Origin of the sequence: Microbacterium terrisoli, from assembly GCF_030866805.1 — a bacterium.
GTDB classification, from domain to species: Bacteria; Actinomycetota; Actinomycetes; order Actinomycetales; family Microbacteriaceae; genus Microbacterium; species Microbacterium terrisoli.
Genome location: NZ_CP133019.1, coordinates 3,308,312 through 3,326,918 on the forward strand (window position 1 = coordinate 3,308,312; position 18,607 = coordinate 3,326,918).

The following is an 18,607-nucleotide window of genomic DNA, read 5'->3' on the forward strand; positions in this document are numbered from 1 at the left end:
TTCAGGATGCCGTGGCCCGCACCCCTGCCATGAACCGCTGAACGTCGGGGTCGACCTGGATGTCACGTGGCCGCAGCGGGCGGGTCAGGTACAGCCCGTCCAGCGAGGTCAACCGCGACAGGGCGACGTAGGTCTGCCCGGGTGCGAACGCCCCCGAACCCAGGTCGATGATCGCCCGGTCGTACGTCTTGCCCTGCGATTTGTGAATCGTCACCGCCCACGCCAGCCGCAGCGGGAACTGGGTGAACTCGGCGACGATGTCGCGCGAGAGCGCCTTGGTCGACGGGTCGTACGCGTAGCGGAACTTCTCCCACACGGCCGGTTCGACGTCATGCTCGTCACCGTCCACGTCCACGCGCACCGTGCCGCCGGCGATGCGGGTGACCGTGCCGATCGTGCCGTTGACCCAGCGCGGCGGCTCGCCGAACGACTGCGTGTCGTTGCGCAGGAACATCACCTGTGCACCGACTTTCAGTGCGAGGTCGACGTCGGCGGGATACGCGTCACCGCGACCGAAGTCGCCGCTGATCTCGGCGACAGCGGTCTGAGCGCGCCCGGGCAGCGCATCGAGGTGGCGCTTGTTGATCGCGGTGACGCGGTCGTTGCGGGTGGCCAGCGTGATCACCGGCGGTTCGTCATCGGCCGCGGTAGGCGGCGTGCGGGCACCGGTGTCGTTGAGCACCTGGGCGATCTCGGCGGTGACATGCCCGTGGCGCACCGCGTTGAGCATGGCCTTGAACACAGGGTCGGATTGGCGGTGGATGTCGCGCAGCTCGCGGATGTTCAGCTCGGCTCCGTGGCGTCCGAGGTCGAGAAGGCCGGACTCATCGGGGGCCTCACCGGCCCACACATGTGCATCGAAGAACCAGAACGAGCGGTAATGATCCTCGACGTACCGTCTCTCGTCGCCGCGCGGCGGCACCGGGGCGAGCTGATACGGGTCGCCGAACATCACCATCTGCACACCGCCGAACGGCTCGGCCCGGCGGCCCCGGGCGGTGCGCAGCGCGCGGTCCACGGCATCCATCAGATCCGCGTTGACCATCGAGATCTCGTCGATGACGAGGGTGTCGATGGCGTTCAGCAGCTTTCGCGTCGCATCGGACTGCGGCTCGTCTTTGCGGCCGATCAGTCCGATCGGCAGTTTGAACAGCGAGTGGATCGTCTGACCCATCACGTTCAGCGCCGCGACTCCCGTGGGCGCGCACACCGCGATCTGCTTGTCGGTGTGCATCGCGAGGTGGTTCAGCAGGGTCGACTTGCCGGTGCCGGCGCGACCGGTGACGAACACGTGCTCGCGGGTGTCTTCGATGAGCCGGAACAGCGTCTCCTGCTCGGCGGACAGGATCGGCGTGCTCACCTGTCCATGGTAGAGGCCCGCGCCCGCGACGCCGCGTGACGATCCACAGGACCCTCCCGGATGCTCTTTCTAGACTGAGGAGATGAATCGGGGATCGATGGACGCGACGGCTGAGGCGCCGCCCGAGTCCTCTGTCTCCCCGCCGCAGGAACCGGATTCGGCGACCACCGCATCCGTGCGCACCGACGGCACCCGTGTTCGCCTCGGACGGGACCTCACCCTCATCGGGGTCATCGTCGCGGTGCTGCTGGGCGGTCTGGGGGTGGGCGGAAGCTTCCTGTACCGCAGCCTGTACAGTCCGGCCGCCTTCGTGGAGCATTACCTCGACCTGCTCTCGACCGGGCATGCCGCCGATGCGCTGCTGGTTGCCGGGGTCGCCATCGACCGGTCCGAGATGCAGGCGGCGGGCCTGCCCAAGAACGCCTCCGAGGCACTGCTGCGTCAGTCGGCGCTGTCGACGCTGACCGACGTGCAGGTCCGCTCCGAGCGGACCGACGGCGACATCACCGAGGTGACGGTGGATTATCGCGCAGGCGGCTACCCGGGCACCACGACCTTCCAGGTCACCGGCGACGGCCATATCGGCCTGCTGCCGGCCTGGCGTTTCGCCCGCAGTCCGCTGGCGGTGGTCGATCTGACGCTGCACGGGTCGATGACGTTCCAGGTCAACGGCTTCCGGCTCGACAAGCGTCAGGTGGCTCTGGCCGGCTCCGAGGTGGACCCGGCCGATGCGGTGCCGATGCTGATGTTCACCCCCGGCCTGTACTCGGTGCGCGTGGACACGCCGATCTCGTATTCGCCCGGAGTGGCTGTGCTCTCAGACGCCCCGATGAAGAAGGTGCCGGTGGAGGTGCAGACCGAGCCCACCGACAAGTTCATCGACACGGTGCAGAGCCGCGTCGATGACTTCCTCGATCAGTGCGCGACCCAGCAGGTGCTCCAGCCGACCGGCTGCCCGTTCGGATACGTGGTGCGCAACCGCATCGACAGTCCGCCGACCTGGTCGATGGTCAAGGAGCCGAAGATCACGATCGTCCCGAAAGACGAGGACTGGGCGATTCCCGAGACCAGCGGCGTGGCCCACATCGTCGTGGACATCCGCTCGATCTACGACGGCTCCATCCACCACGTCGATGAGGACGTCCCGTTCCGCATGGTCGGCACCATCGGCATCTCGCCCAGCGGTGCCGCCTCGATCCAGATCGCCTCGCCCAGCAGCTGAGACGCGGCCGCTACCGCTGCTGAAGCTGCGCCTCGCGGGCTGCATCCCGAGCGTCACGCGCGGCCATCGCCGCCAGCCGCTCGTTGTACGCCACGAGCTCGGCGTCGCCGGTGCGGTCGGCCTGACGGTCGGCACGGCGCTCGGCGCGCGCATCGCTCCTGCTCCAGTCGATGCCCACCACGATCGCGAGGATCATGGTCGGGATCTCACCGATCGACCACGCCACCCCGCCGCCGACATACTGATCGAACAGCGGTGTCGCACCCCAGGTGCGTCCCATCGATCCGAACCATTCGGCCACCATCAGGCCGGACTGCATCATCAGCGTGACCCCGAAGAACGCGTGCGTGGCCATGACCAGGATCAGCACCACCAGCCGCAGCGAGTGCGGCATGCGGTACGGCACCGGATCGATGCCGATCAGCGACTGCACGAACAGGTAGCCCGAGATGAGGAAGTGCACGACCATCCACTCGTGGCCGAGGTGGTCGTACAGCGCCCATCGGAACAGGTCGGTGTAATAGAACACCCACAGCGAGACGCCGAAGATCAGTGCCGCGACGATCGGGTTGGTCACCACACGCGCGAACGGGGTGTGCACGGCCCACATGATCCACTCGCGTGCTCCGCGCGTGCCGTCGCGGCGCTTGGCGATCGCGCGCAGCGCAAGGGTCACGGGTGCGCCGGGCACCAGCAGCACGGGGATCGCCATGGTGAGCATCATGTGCCCGCCCATGTGCACACTGAACAGGTAGTCCTGGTAGGCGTTGATCGGCCCCGAGGTCACCCAGAACAGGAACAGCATGCCTGCCACCCACAGCACGGTGCGGTGGATCGGCCACTTGTCACCACGGCGGCGAAGGCGCCACACACCGGCCAGGTAGAAGAAGAGGCCGAAGCCGCACACGACGACCCACAGCACGTCGAAGTTCCACTCGGTGAACCAGCGCGCCAGCGTGAGCTCGGGCGGCAGCGGTGCCCCGGTCAAGATCTCGGCGGGGGTCTGCGACACCGGCACCTGATCGCCGGGCGGGGGCGTGCGCGCGAGGGCGACGGCTGCACCGCTGGCGATGCCCATGATGATCAGTTCGATCAGCACGAACCCCCAGAAGCTGCGGGATGCCCGTGCCTCGCGCGCGCGGGAGATCAGACGGGTGCGATAGATCGCGCCGAACACGCCCAACAGCACCAGCGAGAGCACCTTGACCAGCAGCACGGTGCCGTAGGCCGAGAAGATCTCGCTGAGACCGCCGAGCGAGACGGCGGCGCGCACGATGCCCGAGATCGCGACCACGATGAAGGCCACCAGTGCGATCGACGAGTAGCGGGCCATCATGTCGGCCATCGCCTCGCGTTTGACCATCGGACGCAGGACCACCAGCAGCACGAGACCGCCGAGCCACACGGCGGCGCCGATCATGTGCATGATCATCGCGCTGACGGCCAGTTCGTGGCTGGCCAGCGCGCCGGAGTGGCCCTGCGTGCCCATGGGCACGAGGGCCGCCAGGGCGAGGCCCGCGGTGATCAGCGTCATCGTCCAGCCGCGCACCGCGTAGGTCAGCACGCAGATGACGGCGCCGGCCAGCGTCGTGATCAGCCAAGTGCGGCCGCCCTCGGTCTGCGTGAGCCAGTTGCCCAGCTGGCTGCCGAACGTGTTGTCGAGGCCGATCGTCGGGTTGAACGTCAGGACGAACGTGAGAAAGCCGGTGGCGGCGGAGGCGAGCGTGAACACCGTGGCCGAGACGGAGGCCACCAGCAGCGCCACGTCGAACGGTTTCTCGTCGGGGCGCAGCGTGAACAGCGCCACCACCAATGACCCGCACAGCCCTGCCGCCGACAGATTGACCACCAGCGTCACCAGCGGCAGGCCCCAGCGCACCCCGGGGCCGGGGTCACCCAGCTGAAGGGGCGCGGCACCGCCGCCGAAGGCGAGCGCCCAGGTCGCGGCGATGAGCGCGGCCACAACGAGAAGCACGGGCCCGATGGCCCGCAGGGCGCGGGGGTTCACCCCTCAAGCCTAAGCGGATTCGCTGAAGGTCAGCCCCCCGCGGGAATCACACGAAAAAGATGAGGGATGCCGCGGCTGCGGCATCCCTCATCGCAAGATCGTGCTCGACGGTGTTTACCCGGCGGTGCTTACTTGACCGCAGCCTTCAGCTTCGAGCCTGCAGTGACCTTGACGCGCTTGCCGGCGGGGATCTTGATCTCGGCCCCGGTCTGCGGGTTGCGGCCGGTGCGGGCCGCGGTGGCGACCTGCTCGAACGCGATCCAACCGGGGATCGAGACCTTGCTGCCCTTGGCGACGGCCTCGGAGACCGTGGAGAAGAGGGAGTCGAGAACGCCGGAGACGACGGCCTGGCTCTGGCCCGTCGCGCTGGCGATGCTCGCAACGAGTTCGGTCTTGGTGATGGACTTGTCGGCCATGTGGATGTGTCCTCCAGACGGCGTGGTTGCCGCCTTCTCTACGTGACCGAGGAGCCCTGCGCCCCCCGGCTGGTCAATGCGACCGCGTCGAATGTACCAAGAAACCGCGGAATCACGCGGATTTCGCGGCATCCTCCCCGATTCTCACCGGCGTGTCGCGGTGTCTTATGTGACGCAAGTGACTGATGTGGCGTTTGACTGCGGAGAACGACGAAGGCCGGAACCCCGCGGGGTTCCGGCCTTGTCTGACGCGAGCTGGTGTTACCAGCTCGACTTGGTCACGCCGGGCAGTTCGCCACGGTGCGCCATGTCGCGGAAGCGCACACGCGAGATGCCGAACTTCGACAGGTTGCCGCGCGGGCGGCCGTCGATGACATCGCGGTTGCGCAGGCGTACGGGCGACGCGTTGCGGGGCAGCTTCTGCAGACCCACGCGAGCGGCTTCGCGCTGCTCGTCGGTGGAGGTGGGGTCGATCAGCTGCTTCTTCAGCTCGGCGCGCTTCTCGGCGTAACGGGCGACGATCTCGGCGCGCTGGTTGTTGCGCGCGATCTTGCTCTTCTTGGCCATGCGATCAGCGCTCCTCTCGGAATTCGACGTGCTTGCGCACTACCGGGTCGTACTTCTTCAGCACGATGCGGTCGGGGTTGTTGCGGCGGTTCTTGCGGGTCACGTAGGTGTACCCCGTGCCAGCGGTGGAACGCAGCTTGATGATCGGACGGACGTCCTGTGACTTCTTCGCCATCAGAGCTTCACACCCTTCGCGATCAGGTCCTTCACGACCGACTCGATGCCACGGGCGTCGATCACCTTGATGCCCTTGGCAGACACGTTCAGCGTGATCTTACGGCCCAGCGACGGAACGAAATAGGTCTTCTTCTGCACGTTCGGGTCGAAGCGGCGCTTCGTCCGACGGTGCGAGTGCGAGATGTTGTGACCGAAGCCGGGAACCGCTCCAGTCACCTGGCACACTGCAGCCATGGTGATGTCTCCTTCTATACCGTGAGACCGGACGGCCTCACCCAAGATCCCTTGTCTGCACCCAGCCGAAGAACCGGCCGTTTTCGGTCGGTGTCATCAGGAGGGTGCGAACTGCACGCAGGAGTGCGCACAGACAAGGGGAGAGTCTAGCATGGCCGGGCGTTTCGCCGTGACGGCGGCCCCTCTCAGCCGTTGAGCGGGCCGGGCGAGACGAAGCGACGTCGGCGGCGCTTCGTCTCGGCCGCACATCCGGCAGGCCCGCTCAACGACCGAGGTCCTACGTCAGCGCTTGCGCGCCTTGACGGTGGTCTCCTCGGCGCGCTCCTTCTTCACTGCGCGCTTCTCTTTCAGAGTCGCCTGCGGAGCTTTCTTCGCACGGTTCTTGTCAGCCATCGTGATACTCGCTTCCCTTGGTCCAGCCGGCGGGTATTCCGAGTGACCATAGCCCACTTCCGAGGGGAAGTCACATCCTGGTTGCTGACCTGGGGTTCTTCTGCTCAGACGGCTGCTCAGGCGGCAACATGCGGATCGGTCCGGTTCAGCGCCTCGACGGTCTGGTCGTAGTCGCCGCGCACCTCGCCGAAGCGCAGCGGCTTCACGTTCTCGACGAGCACTTCGTGCTGGTCGGGTTGGGCCGCGATCAACGCCATCGTCTCGTCGACGAACTCATCCAGCGGCATGGCGAACGGGTTCGTGCGCTGTCCGGGCATCAGATCGGTCGCCACGGCCGGCGGCACCAGCTCGAGCACGCTCACAGAGGTGTCGGACAGCTGCAGTCGGAGCGACTCGGAGAGCATGTGGATGGCGGCCTTGGTCGCGTTGTAGCTGGGCGTCACACGCAGCGGCGTGTGAGCGAGGCCGCTGGAGACGGTGACGATCATCGCGTCCGGCTGCGTCTGCAGGTGCCCGATGAAGGCGGCGACCAGCCGGATCGGGCCCAGCAGGTTCGTCGTGACGGTCTGCTCGGCGTCGGCGAGGAAGCCGTCGCTGCGCCAGTCCTCCACCCGCATGATGCCCGCCATGGCGATCAGCACGTTCAACTGGGGGTGCGTGCCGATCACGTCAGCGGCGGCGGTGCGGATGTCGTCAGGATCGGTCGTGTCGATGCGGACGGTGTCCAGCCCGTGCTCCGCGTGCAGCCGCGCGAGCAGTTCGGTGCGGCGACCGCCGATGATGACGGTGTTTCCGGCGGCCTGCAGCCGGAGCGCGAGAGCGAGGCCGATCCCGCTCGTCGCGCCGGGGATGAAGACGGTATTTCCTGTGATGTTCATGCGTTCCACGATCGGCGGCATCCGCCCGCGGTGTAAGAGACCCGTCGATCGGGGGACCGGCGATCCCTGGTTCGCAGCGCGCCCGGGCAGCACAATGGTCGCATGGACCGCATCACACTGGCCGACTTCCTCCGCCACCGACGTGAGGCGCTGCAGCCCGGCGACATCGGACTGCCCGAGGGCGCACGCAGGCGCGCCCCCGGACTGCGGCGCGAAGAGGTCGCACAGCTGACCGGCATGTCGGTCGACTACTACACGCGCCTCGAGCAGCGGCGCGGCCCACAGCCCAGCGAGCAGATGCTGGCGGCGCTGGCGCGCGCACTGCGTCTGACGGATTCCGAACGCGACTACCTGTTCCGCGTGGCCGGGCACTCTGCGCCGGATCGGCGCACCTCGCTCCCCCACGTCGCCCCGGCGCTGCTGCGCGTGCTCGACAGGTTGGAGGACACGCCCGCGCTCATCATGTCCGATCTTGCCGAGACGCTCGTGGCCAATCGCATGGCCACATCGCTCTTCGGGGACAGCGCGGCCCGCACCGGATTCGCGCGCAGCGATGTCTATCGCTGGTTCACCGAACCGGCCGCCCGCGCGATCTATCCGCAGGACGACCACCCGCGCCAGTCGCGCGCCCTGGTGGCGAACCTCCGCGTCGCCTACGGAGCGATGGGCCCGCGCTCGCGGGCAGGTGAGCTGGTGCGCGCGCTGCAGTCGGCCAGCGACGAGTTCGCCGAGCTGTGGGAGCGGCACGAGGTGGCAGCGCGGTTCGAAGACCACAAGACGCTCATCCACCCCGAGCTCGGCCCGATCGAACTGGACTGCCAGGTGCTGTTCACCGAAGACCAGTCGCAGGCGCTGCTCGTGCTGACCGCGCCACCGCACACCGAGGCGGCGCAGAAGCTCGAACTGCTCGCCGTGCTGGGCACGCAGCGCATGGGCGGCTGACCGGGCGCACAGGTCCAGGCCGCGCCGGTCAGAGCCGGGACGCCGCCTCCGCCGCGCCGCGACCCCACCGGAACGGTGAGACAGTGCGGTCGCCGGGGATCCAGAACCGCCACGGGAACGCGTCGGTGCCGAAGACTCCCGCGATGCCCACACGGGGGCCGGATGCCACATCCTGCAACGGCTCGTCACGCAGCGCGAGTCGCGCCACGGCCCCGCCGAACGGCGTCGCATCGACCACATCGATGCCGTCGTGCAGCGCGTGCGTGAGCCCCATCGCGTCGCCCAGGCGCCCAGGACCCCGGGCGAGCTCGCGATCGGTGTGGGCGGCGGGCCGCCGCACGCGCGCGATCTCGATGCCGTCCACGATCTCGCCGGCGCGCAGCAGCACGCCACCGGCCTCGCCCTCCGGCCCGCACACGACATTCGCGCACGAGTGGATTCCGTGGCTGAGGTACACGTACAGATGCCCCTGCTCGCCCCACATCGTCGCGTTGCGGGCCGTGTAGCCCATGCGGGCGTGCGAGCCCAGATCCGGCACCGGGCCCGTGCCCTTGCCGTGGTAGGCCTCGACCTCGGTGATCCGCAGCGCGACAGTTGCGGCATCCATCGTCACTGTCAGGATGCCGCCCAGCAGGCGCGGCGCGACCTCGACCGGCAACGGGGTCAGGTCATCGCGCGTGGCGGGGCGCAGACGCGTGTCGGGAAGAAGATCTGTCATTGCAGGGGAACCAGGGGGTTTCTGGCACCACCATACGCCTCTAGACTCGCGGCCATGCCCCTCGTGTATATGTGCGTGCGCCCGCAGCGCGGCGCGGCGGACGCGGAGTACGAATCCTTCCGGTCGATGTCGCAGGTCGGCGGCGACCAGCTCGAGATGCACGATCTGGTGCATGACCCGCTGCCGCCCGACGCGTTCGAGCGCTGGTCGGGGTTCCTCGTCGGCGGCAGCCCGTTCAATGTGACCGATCCGTCCTCGACGAAAACCGACGTGCAGCTGCGGCTCGAAGCCGACCTCGAGCGGATCGCCGCGGCGGCGGCGGCAGGAACCACCGCGGCGCTGTTCACCTGCTACGGCATCGGCGTGGTGACCCGGATGCTGGGCGGCGAAGTCAGCCGCCGCTTTCCCGAAGACACCGGGCCGGCGACCGTCGCGCTCACCCCGGCCGGCGAGCACGATCCGCTGTTCGGCGGGCTGGCGAGCCGGTTCACCGTGCTGACAGCGCACAAAGAGGGGTCCGGGGCCACTCCACCGGGGTCCGTGCTGCTGGCGACGAACGAGGCGTGCCCGGTGCAGGCGTTCCGCGTGGGCGACTGGCTGTACGCCACGCAGTTCCACCCCGAAGCCAGCACGCACGCGTTCGTGGAGCGGATGGAGATCTATCGCAACGGCGGATACTTCGAGTCCGACGACTTCGACACTCTCGCCGGGCGGGTGCTCGCCTCATCGGTGACCGAGCCGGGACGGATCCTCACCGCATTCGCGCGCGGATAGCGGCCGTTCAGCCCGTCAGTGCCGGCGGCTCCTGACACCATGACGGCGCGAAGCCGTGCACCTGCGAGACCTCGCGACCTTCGGTGAGATCCACGATGTGGGTCAGCGTCCTGAGCGGCATCGGCAGCTGGTACTGGTCGTAGGGGTTGTTCACGGTGTCGGGGGCGACGGTCACCGCGACATAGCGCGCACTGGGCGACACGCAGGTCTGCAGCACCGCGTCGGCGGCGGGCAGCTGCAGCACAGGCAGAGACTTCCCCGCGCGGTCGACCCGGAACACGGTGGTGCCCTCGGGCGCACCCGAGTCCGCGCCCGCGGCTCCCGCGACATGCAGCACGGCGTAGTAGCGGATCGTCGTTCCGTCATCCCCCGGCGCTGGAACGACCGGCCCGGCCTGGCCGGGCACGGCGGCGCCGGCCTCGGTCGCCGGCGGCAGCGGCTTCTGCTTGCCGTCGGCCAGGTCGACCGTGAAGACGCCGTCGGCGCGCTCGATCACGGCGGTCGACGAGCCACGGGCGATGCCGTCGATGGCCAGTCCCCGGCCGAGGTCGACGGGCTTGTCGCCGTTCGCGCCGGTCAGCAGCATCCGCCCGTCGAAGGTCATCACGAGGATGCTGTCGCTGTCGGGCACGAACCGCCAATCGGCCACACGCGTGTCAGAACCCGGCAGCGGGATGCGGCGGGGCGGCGTGCGGGCCGCGGCATCCTTCAACGACGCGACGTACAGCGCGCTGATCTGCGCTCCGGCGGCGCCCGGGTCGGCGTCGGTGTAGGTGTAGCCGGCCAGATCTCCGCGGTCGGCGATCTGCAGCTGCGCGATCTGCCCCGACCCCGGCAGGGGGAGAGCACGGCGATGGGTGCCGTCGGGTCTGGTCACCGTGAGCCGCGCCCGCCCACGCGAGTCGAGGGTCTGGACGACGATGTGCTCGGGGGTGGCGCGGAAATCCTCGATGTGCGCATCCGTCAACACCGGTTCGCGGTCTCCGCCGCGCACGTCGGTGCTGAGGATCCGGTCGCCGTCCTGCCCGCGCTGCATCACGAGCACGCGCAGACGCGGGGTGCGGAATCGCTCGACGACATCAGCGGCCGGTCCGCCGCCGATGCCGACGACGTCGCGAAAGCGCACAGTGTACTCGGTGTCGTCGTGCAGCGGCAGGGTGAAGCGCACGCCCATCGAGCGCCCCGACGTGTCGACGGTGAACGGCGTGGCGGGGGTCACGGTCACCTGCTCGGCCTCGACCTTGCGCAGGGACTGGTTCATCGCGACGATCAGGCGCGATCCGGATGCCGCGACCGCCGCCTTCGGGTCGGAGCTCGTGCTCGACACCCGCGGTCCCTGACCCGTCGTGACCGCCGCTCCTGCGAGCCCGACGACCCCGAGCACGGCGATGACGACAGCGAGCGTCACCGCATAGAGCCGGGCCTGACGCCGTCGTCCCGCAGCGCGACGCCCACTTCGGGGCGCGTCAGTACTCATACGGGTCCTTGGGCTCGGCGATGCGCTCGATGCGGCTCGCGTCGACCTCGAGCTTGCCCGCCGACGTGGAGCGCACAGTGCCGGTCACGCTCACCCAGACGCCGGTGCCCAGGCTGCGGTGCGCGGAGCCGGCGGCCGAGACGCTGACCGGCACCGAGGCAGGCTGCGCGTCGATCACGCAGTGCGTGATGACCATGCGCGTCAGCCGGAAGCCGCCGGCGGCAGCCGCCGCTGACACGAACCCGGTGAGGGTGACCGCATCGCCCTCGAACGCGTCGGTGTTGGTGGCCGTGGCGAACACGCTCGCCCAGTCGCCCACGCCGAAGCGGGACGTGTCACCTCGCGTGGCAAGCGCCACCACGTCGGACCCCGCGAACAGCGGGGCTGCGCCGGTGTCGCGGGACTGCGCGATCTCGGCCGAGAGGCTGGCGGGCGGGACGATCAGCATCGAGAGGGTGACGACGGATGCCGCGACCCCGCCGGCTGCCACGGCCACGGCACCGATGCCGACGGAGGGGCGGCGGCGACGGCGGCCGGAGTGCGGCAGAGCCCCACCGGGCCGCCGGTGGCGGGTTTCGCCGGGATCGGGAGCCTGGCCGTGAACGTCATCGTGGCCGACGCGGTGGTCGTGTTCGTGGCCGACGCCGTGGTCGTGGCCGTGGTCGGCCTCGGCCCCCGCCGGCAGCAGGAAGCTCAGCACCGCGCCGACCAGCACGAGCACCGCCATGGGAACGGCGAACCAGTTCGACGACGGGTTGATGTACAGACCGAGACGCCCCGTGGCCCACAGTCCCAGGGTGACCACGGCGAGCACCGAGGCCAGACCGACGCCCAGCCAGCGGCCGCCCCATGCGCCCCACGAGTCACGCAAGCAGATTCACCCCCACCGCGATCGCGAACGCCGTCAGTACCACGACGACCACCATGACCACGAGCGCCGGAGCACGGAACGTCGTGCGCAGCAGAGTGAGCATCTTGACGTCGACCAGCGGCCCCACGATCAGGAACGCGGCGATCGAACCGGGCGTGAACGTCGCGGCGAACGACAGCGCGAAGAATGAGTCGACGTTCGAGCAGATCGACACGATCATCGCCAGCAGGACCATCGTGACGATCGACAGCACGGGGTTCGATCCGATCGCGAGCAGCGCGTCGCGGGGGATGAGCACCTGGACGGCTCCCGCCAGCGCAGACCCGATGATGAGGGCGGGCATCACGGCGCGCAATTCGACGACGAACTGGGCGATGCTGCGCTGCCCGCGTCCGTGGCGGTCCTGCGCGGCGATGTCGCAGGTGCGGATGAACCGCTCGGTGAGCAGGCGCTCGGGGTGGGGATGCCGGCTGAAGATCCAGCCGAGCAGGTTGGCCACCAGCAGACCGCCGCCCAGCCGTGCGATCAGGATGCCGTCGCTGAATCCGAACGCCTGGTGCGTGGTGATGATCACGATCGGGTTGACGATGGGGGCCGCGATGAGGAACGTCAGGGTCTCGGGCACGCTGAACCCGCGCATGAGCAGGCCGCGCGCGAACGGGACGTTGCCGCACTCGCAGACCGGCACGAACATGCCCAGGAACGACAGCACGATCCGACGAGCCCACGCCCGCCGCGGCATCCATCTCTCCAGAGCCCCGGGAGGCACCCACACCTGCACCACGATCGACAGGACGACGCCGATCATGACGAACGGCAGCGACTCGATGAGCACGCTGATCGAGAGGGTCAGGCCGTCCTGCAGGCGAGTGGGCAGCCCCGGTGTGAGCTGCGGCACGAAGGCGAAGACCGCGAACAGCGCGACGACGGCGAGCGCTCCGATCCCGGCCGCCAGGGCAGGCCGGCGTCGGCGCGCAGGCGTCGCGTGCGCGCGCGTGTGCGTCACAGCGCGCGTGTGCGTCACAGCGCGCGTGCGGGGGTTCGCCAGATCAGTGGTGCTCTGCGGCATCGGTCGCCAGGCGCCCCGTGCGGGCGCGGTTCGCGGTGCAATCCGCACACAATCCGAAGATGTCGACGACGTGCTCGGCCTGGGTGAACCCATGGCTGGCCGCCGTGGCGCGCGCCCACGTCTCCACGTCGGTCGCGGCGATCTCGACGGTCAGACCGCACGACCTGCACATGAGGTGGTGGTGGTGCCCGGGACTCGTGCACGCACGGTACAGGCTCTCGCCCTCCGGGCTCTGCAGCGAATCGGCGTCGCCCGCCGAAGCCATGTCAGACAGCGCTCGGTACACGGTGGCAAGGCCGATGCCCGTGTTCTCTTCGCGCAGAGTGGCATGCAGAGACTGCGCGCTGACGAAGCCCGGCGTTTCGGCCAGGGCTTCGCGCACGCGTTCACGCTGCCACGTGTTGCGCTGGGCCATGCTTCGAGTGTAGGGCGGGCTGTATGAAGAGGGGCTGTGCACGTGAGGCGACGACGATGCCCGCCCACGGGGCTGCCGCCCGCCGGTCTGCCGACTCGCCGACACCGGCGGTCAGCCGACCTCGGCGGTCTCGACCTGCGCCCGCCGGCCGGTCCACCGCACCGACACCGCGACGATGACGACCATGGCCAGGGCGAACCCCAGCGACACCCAGCCCGCTCCGAGCCCTGCCCCGCCCGCGCTGACCGGCTTGCCCAGCCCGTCTGCGATCGACGCGCCCAGCGGGCGGGTCAGCACATAGGCGAACCAGAACGCGAACACGCCGTTCCACCTCAGAAAGCGGTACCCGAGGGCGGGGATCAGGATCAGCACGGCGAACAGCGCGACCGAGGGCAGGTATCCCATTCCGAGCCCCACCGCGGTGAAGTCGCCGAGCGCGGTGCCCATCGCGAACGTGCCGACCACCGCCCCCCAATAGAACAGCTCGCGGCGCGTGGTGGTGATGGCATGCACATCGAGCGTGTGCTCGGTCAGCCTCCAGGCTGTGAACACGGCGGCCAGCAGCACGGCGTACAGCGTCGCCGACACCAGGTAGGGCAGACCGATCACGACGTGCACGACATCGGCGGCCATGGTCCCGAACACACCGACCATGGCGACGGTCAGCCAATAGACGGCGGGGATGAAGCGCCGCCGCGTCAGCTGCAGCACGAGCACCGCCGCGAACAGCACGAACCCGATCAGCACCGCGGCCACCGGCGGCAGCACATGGATCGAGAAGTCCGACAGCGCCTCGCCGAGGGCCGTCGACGCGCCTTTGGCGAGCCAGAAGGCGAGGGTGGGAACCGCGACCCGGGCGACCAGGCTGCGTGGTGGTGTCTGCATGCGCACCAGACAAGGGTGAGCGCCGCCGGCTAAGAATCAGCAGTGAGCCCGACGGCGCGGGTCAGACCGCTGCCGTCGCCGCCGCGCGCACCACGCGTCCGCGGCGGGCGCCGAGTCCGCGACACACCAGGTAGATCACGAACGAGATGGTCGTGATGTACGGGCTGACCGGCAGCTCGCCCATGACGGCCAGCAGGATGCCGCCGACGGCCGCCGCGAATCCGAAGACCGCCGCGAGCACGGGCACGGCGACCGGGCCCGCGCTGACGCGCATCGCACTCGCGGCGGGAGTGACCACCAGTGCCAGCACGAGCAGCGCCCCGATGATGTGGACGGCGACGGCCACGATCAGCCCGAGCAGCAGCATGAACGCCAGCGACACCCAGCGCACCGGGACGCCGCGTGCGGCGGCGGCCTGCGGGTCGAGCGAGTCGAACCGCAGCGGCCGCCAGATCAGCAACAGCCCGACGAGCACGACGAGGCTGATCGCGGCCAGCCACCCCAGCTCGGTGTTCTGCACGGTGACGATCTGACCGGTCAGCAGGCTGAAGCGGTTGGCGCTGCGCCCGGGGTACAGCGACAGGAACAAGATGCCCAGGCCCAACCCGAACGGCATCAGCACGCCGATGATCGAGTTGCGCTCACGCGCACGGGCGCCCAGCCACCCGATCAGCGCGGCGGCGACCAACGATCCGATGATCGAGCCGGTCACGACATCCACCCCGACCAGCAGGGCAGCCGCCGCCCCGGCGAACGAGAGCTCACTGATGCCATGCACGGCGAAGGCCATGTCGCGCTGCATCACGAACACGCCCACCAGTCCCCCGACCAGTCCCAACAGTGCGCCGGCCCAGACCGAGTTCGACACCAGTGCAAGGATGGCGCCGTAGTCGGCGGCTCCCCCGAACATCGCGTCCCACACGTCGTTCCAGGTCATACGGGTTCGCCTTCGAGGTGGCTTTCATGATGATGATGGGATGCCTCGGCATCCGGTGCTCCGACCACGACCAGTCGATTGCCTGCGCGCAGCACGAACACCGCTGCCCCATACAGGTCGGTGAGCACGTCACTGCGCAGCACGTCGCGCGGGGCCCCGAGCATGAAGCGACCGCCGGCGAGGTAGAGGATGCGGTCGACCTTGCCGAGCACCGGATTGATGTCGTGGGTGACCAGCATGACCGCGGCCTGACTCTCACGGCGGTGCTTGTCGATCATGCGCACCACGGCGTCCTGGTTGGCCAGGTCGAGGCTGGTGAGCGGCTCGTCGCACAGCAGCAGCTTGGGGTCGTCGGCCAGGGACTGCGCCACGCGCAGCCGCTGCTGCTCGCCGCCGGACAGGTCGCCCACGGGCCGGTCGGCATACGCGGTCGCGCCGGCGGCGGCCAGCAGCGCGTCGACGCGGTCGTGATCGCCGCGGCGGGCGAACGGCAGTCCGAACCGGTGACCGTCGATGCCGAGCTGCACGAGGTCGCGCGCCCGCATCGCGGTGTCGGGCGGCAGTGGGCGCTGCTGCGGGATGTATCCGATGCGGCGGTTGCCGGCGCGGTGCACGGGTTCGCCCAGCGCGGTGATGCGGCCTTCGCTGAGCCGTTCGAGTCCCAGGATCGCGCGCAGCAGCGTGGTCTTGCCCGACCCGGACGGACCGAGCACCGCGATGAGCTCGCCCGGGTCGACCGTCAGCTCCAACCCGGCCCACAGTTCGCGGCCGTCACGGCGCAGCGCGGCGCCCTCGATCACGAGGGGCGTGCCGGGTGAGGTGTTCGAGCTCATCGTTCCACCTTAGTGATAACCGTTCTCATGCTCGCACGACGTCATCCGAGGGCGCGAGCGAGCGCGTCGGCATTGCCCTGCATCCAGGTCAGGTACGTGTCGCCGTCGGGCACCAGTTCTGAGAACGCGAGCACGGGGGTCGAGGCATCCTTCGCCGCTCCCTGCACCCGGTCGCTTTCGGACCCGCCCGCCTGCTCGTTGACGATCACCACCTGCGCCTGGTCGCTCGCGACGATCTTCAGGGCTTCGAGCAGGATCGCGGGTGCCACGTCCTGCCCGGCCTCGACCGCCTCACTGAACGCCGCCGGGGTCAGATTGCGCAGGCCCGCAGCCTCGGTGAGGTACAGCGGCAGCGGCTCGGTGACGAACACCCCGGACCCGTGGTGCTTCTTGTCTATCGCGGCGAGGGTCGCCTCGATGCGATCGATGCCGGCGCCGAACGCATGCGCGTTCGCGGTGAACGTGTCTGCCCCCGACGGGTCGAGCTTCGCGAACCGCGCGGCGAGGTCGTCGGCGAGCGCTGCCATCGTCGCCGGGTCGTAGAACACGTGCTCATTGCCACCGGGCGTGAATTTCTGCGACAGGTCTACCGCGGTGACCACCTGGGCCTTCGAACTGGAAGCGGAGATGAGACCCTGCATGAACGGGTCGTATCCGCCGCCGTTCTCGATCACGACGTCGGCTTCGCTGACTCGCAGCTGGTCGCGCGCGCTGGCTTCGAACTCGTGCGGATCCTGCGCCGCCGACGCGATGAGCGAGGTCACGCCCACGGCGTCGCCGCCGATCGCCTCGGCGATCGATCCGTACACGTTCGTCGACGCGACGACGTGGATGCGGCCGTCGTCCGCGGTGCTCGACCCCGAGCATCCCGCCAACAAGACGACGGATGCCGCCACCACCCCTGCCCATACGCCTCGCGCTCTCATCCCCACACCCTAACCCTTAATGAGAATCATTCTCAACTCGGGACGCCAGCGAGGGAGCGAGGGAGGGAGGGGCGCGGTCAATCCAGGAGGAGGGCGGGCTCCTCGAGGATCGAGGCCACGTCGGCGATGAAGCGGCTCATGCCGTCGCCGTCGACCACGCGGTGGTCGAACGATCCGGCCACGGTGGTGACCCAGCGGGGGCGCACCTCGCCGTCGACGACCCACGGCTTCTGGCGGATCGTGCCCATCGCCACGATCCCAGCCTCGCCGGGGTTGATGATCGGGGTTCCGGCATCCATCCCGAACACGCCGATGTTGGTGATGGTGACCGTGCCGTGCTGCTGGTCGGCCGGGGTCGTCTTGCCCTCGCGGGCGGTGAGGGTGAGCTTCTCGAGCGCGCGGGCGAGCTCGCGCATCGAGAGGTTCTGCGCGTCCTTGATGTTGGGCACGAGCAGTCCGCGCGGGGTCGCGGCGGCGATGCCCAGGTTCACGTAGTGCCGCACATGGATCTCTGCGCCCGAGTCGGCATCCACCCACGCGGCGTTGACCATCGGGGTGCGGCGCACCGCCCAGATCACCGCGCGCGCCATGATCAGCAGCGGCGACACCTTGACGTCGGCGAAGTCGGGCGAGGTCTTCAGCCGCTTGACGAGCTCCATCGTGCGGGTGGCGTCGACATCGGTCCACACCGACACGTGCGGCGCGCTGTAGGCCGAACCGACCATCGCGTTCGCGGTGGCTTTGCGCACTCCCTTGACGGGGATGGTCTCGATGCGCTCGTCCTCGCGCGAAGAGGGGGATGCCGCGGCCCGCGCGGGTGCGAGCGTCGAGGGCGCGGTCGCCTGCACGGGAGCCACGGCCGAGGCCGCGATCTCGGCAGCAACCGGGATGCGCTCTTCGCGCACCTCGGGCCATTCCGGGGTCGCGATGTTGCGGAAGACGCTGGCCTGCGACGCGTGCCGCATGACGTCCTCACGGGTGACCTCACCGGCGGGGCCGGAGGGGGTGACGGCGGCCAACTCCACACCGAGGTCGCGGGCGAGCTTGCGGATCGGGGGCTTGGCCACCACACCGACCGAGGCCCGCACGGGACGCTCGGCAGGCTTGCGGCGACGCGAGGCGACCTGACCGCCGGTACCGTAGCCGACCAGCACGGCACCCTCGTCCTGCGGTTCGGGCTCGGGCTGGCCGTGCGCGCTCTGGCCGACCGTGACGTCGGCGGCGGGCGCGTCACCACCGGCGATCGTGATGATCGGGGTGCCGACATCCACCGTCGTCCCCTCGGCCACCAGCACATCGCCCACGGTTCCCGAGAACGGCGAGGGCAGCTCGACGAGCGACTTGGCCGTCTCGATCTCGACGATGACGTCGTTGACCGCGACGGTGTCGCCCGGGGCCACGCGCCAGGTGACGATCTCGGCCTCGGTGAGGCCTTCGCCGACGTCCGGCAGGAGGAAGGTCTGGATGTTCATGTCGTTCCTGTCGGTAGGCGGGTGCAGGAGAGA

Annotated in this window: 20 protein-coding genes; 3 read left to right on the top strand and 17 right to left on the bottom strand. The window is 69.3% G+C overall.

Annotated features, from left to right (window positions below):
• Nucleotide 1: 1 nt before the first annotated feature.
• A complete protein-coding gene (locus QU603_RS15005; protein WP_308492181.1) occupies nt 2-1,360 on the bottom strand; it encodes an ATP-dependent DNA helicase in 1,359 nt (452 codons plus the stop codon).
• Nucleotides 1,361-1,442: 82 nt separating this feature from the next.
• Between QU603_RS15005 and QU603_RS15010 the strand changes: the two genes are divergently transcribed.
• On the top strand, nt 1,443-2,582 hold the full coding sequence (locus QU603_RS15010; RefSeq protein WP_308492182.1) for a hypothetical protein: 1,140 nt from the start codon (nt 1,443-1,445) through the stop codon (nt 2,580-2,582).
• Between the two features lie 10 nt (nt 2,583-2,592).
• Here the strand turns inward: QU603_RS15010 and QU603_RS15015 are convergent, their stop codons facing one another.
• From QU603_RS15015 to QU603_RS15040, 6 genes are all read right to left on the bottom strand, one after another.
• A complete protein-coding gene (locus tag QU603_RS15015) occupies nt 2,593-4,590 on the bottom strand; it encodes a bifunctional copper resistance protein CopD/cytochrome c oxidase assembly protein (RefSeq protein WP_308492183.1) in 1,998 nt (665 codons plus the stop codon).
• Nucleotides 4,591-4,718: 128 nt separating this feature from the next.
• On the bottom strand, nt 4,719-5,006 hold the full coding sequence (locus QU603_RS15020; protein ID WP_308492184.1) for an HU family DNA-binding protein: 288 nt from the start codon (nt 5,004-5,006) through the stop codon (nt 4,719-4,721).
• Nucleotides 5,007-5,267: 261 nt separating this feature from the next.
• Nucleotides 5,268-5,573 (bottom strand): 30S ribosomal protein S14, encoded by a 306-nt coding sequence (rpsN, locus tag QU603_RS15025; RefSeq protein WP_308492185.1) that lies wholly within the window; start codon nt 5,571-5,573, stop codon nt 5,268-5,270.
• Between the two features lie 4 nt (nt 5,574-5,577).
• Nucleotides 5,578-5,748, bottom strand: coding sequence for a 50S ribosomal protein L33 (rpmG, locus tag QU603_RS15030; protein ID WP_036301131.1), 171 nt, complete (start codon nt 5,746-5,748; stop codon nt 5,578-5,580).
• Nucleotides 5,748-5,984, bottom strand: coding sequence for a 50S ribosomal protein L28 (rpmB, locus tag QU603_RS15035; RefSeq protein ID WP_055987914.1), 237 nt, complete (start codon nt 5,982-5,984; stop codon nt 5,748-5,750). Before rpmB ends, rpmG begins: the two co-directional genes overlap by 1 nt.
• A gap of 509 nt (nt 5,985-6,493) precedes the next feature.
• Nucleotides 6,494-7,255, bottom strand: coding sequence for an SDR family oxidoreductase (locus tag QU603_RS15040; protein WP_308494043.1), 762 nt, complete (start codon nt 7,253-7,255; stop codon nt 6,494-6,496).
• 102 nt (nt 7,256-7,357) lie between these two features.
• On the opposite strand from QU603_RS15040, the gene QU603_RS15045 reads away from it, so the two are divergent.
• Nucleotides 7,358-8,197: a helix-turn-helix transcriptional regulator gene (locus QU603_RS15045; protein ID WP_308492186.1), complete on the top strand. Its 840-nt coding sequence runs from the start codon at nt 7,358-7,360 to the stop codon at nt 8,195-8,197.
• A 28-nt stretch (nt 8,198-8,225) separates the two neighbouring features.
• Here QU603_RS15045 and QU603_RS15050 read toward each other — a convergent pair whose 3' ends face one another.
• Nucleotides 8,226-8,915: a DNA-3-methyladenine glycosylase gene (locus QU603_RS15050; protein WP_308492187.1), complete on the bottom strand. Its 690-nt coding sequence runs from the start codon at nt 8,913-8,915 to the stop codon at nt 8,226-8,228.
• Nucleotides 8,916-8,969: 54 nt separating this feature from the next.
• Between QU603_RS15050 and QU603_RS15055 the strand changes: the two genes are divergently transcribed.
• Complete coding sequence (locus QU603_RS15055) at nt 8,970-9,689, top strand: glutamine amidotransferase-related protein (protein ID WP_308492188.1); 720 nt, start codon at nt 8,970-8,972, stop codon at nt 9,687-9,689.
• A gap of 7 nt (nt 9,690-9,696) precedes the next feature.
• On the opposite strand, the gene QU603_RS15060 is transcribed toward QU603_RS15055, so the two are convergent.
• The 9 genes from QU603_RS15060 to QU603_RS15100 all read right to left on the bottom strand — a co-directional run bounded on the left by QU603_RS15060 (nt 9,697) and on the right by QU603_RS15100 (nt 18,574).
• Complete coding sequence (locus QU603_RS15060) at nt 9,697-11,166, bottom strand: hypothetical protein (protein WP_308492189.1); 1,470 nt, start codon at nt 11,164-11,166, stop codon at nt 9,697-9,699.
• Entirely contained in the window at nt 11,156-12,037 is an 882-nt protein-coding gene (locus QU603_RS15065) for a TIGR03943 family putative permease subunit (protein ID WP_308492190.1), read from the bottom strand. The genes QU603_RS15060 and QU603_RS15065 overlap by 11 nt, the downstream gene beginning before the upstream one ends.
• On the bottom strand, nt 12,030-13,043 hold the full coding sequence (locus tag QU603_RS15070; protein ID WP_308492191.1) for a permease: 1,014 nt from the start codon (nt 13,041-13,043) through the stop codon (nt 12,030-12,032). The genes QU603_RS15065 and QU603_RS15070 overlap by 8 nt, the downstream gene beginning before the upstream one ends.
• Before the next feature lie 43 nt (nt 13,044-13,086).
• Nucleotides 13,087-13,521, bottom strand: a complete 435-nt coding sequence (locus QU603_RS15075) for a Fur family transcriptional regulator (protein WP_308492192.1) — start codon at nt 13,519-13,521, stop codon at nt 13,087-13,089.
• A gap of 111 nt (nt 13,522-13,632) precedes the next feature.
• Nucleotides 13,633-14,406, bottom strand: coding sequence for a COG4705 family protein (locus QU603_RS15080; protein ID WP_308492193.1), 774 nt, complete (start codon nt 14,404-14,406; stop codon nt 13,633-13,635).
• A gap of 61 nt (nt 14,407-14,467) precedes the next feature.
• Nucleotides 14,468-15,343 carry a metal ABC transporter permease gene (locus QU603_RS15085; RefSeq protein ID WP_308492194.1) on the bottom strand — a complete coding sequence of 292 codons (876 nt, stop codon included), beginning with the start codon at nt 15,341-15,343 and terminating at the stop codon, nt 14,468-14,470.
• The gene (locus QU603_RS15090; RefSeq protein WP_308492195.1) at nt 15,340-16,176 is read right to left on the bottom strand and encodes a metal ABC transporter ATP-binding protein; all 837 of its coding nucleotides are present in this window, start codon (nt 16,174-16,176) and stop codon (nt 15,340-15,342) included. The genes QU603_RS15085 and QU603_RS15090 overlap by 4 nt, the downstream gene beginning before the upstream one ends.
• Nucleotides 16,177-16,217: 41 nt before the next feature.
• A complete protein-coding gene (locus tag QU603_RS15095) occupies nt 16,218-17,102 on the bottom strand; it encodes a metal ABC transporter solute-binding protein, Zn/Mn family (protein WP_308492196.1) in 885 nt (294 codons plus the stop codon).
• Between the two features lie 77 nt (nt 17,103-17,179).
• Nucleotides 17,180-18,574 (bottom strand): dihydrolipoamide acetyltransferase family protein, encoded by a 1,395-nt coding sequence (locus QU603_RS15100; protein WP_308492197.1) that lies wholly within the window; start codon nt 18,572-18,574, stop codon nt 17,180-17,182.
• Nucleotides 18,575-18,607: the final 33 nt, after the last annotated feature.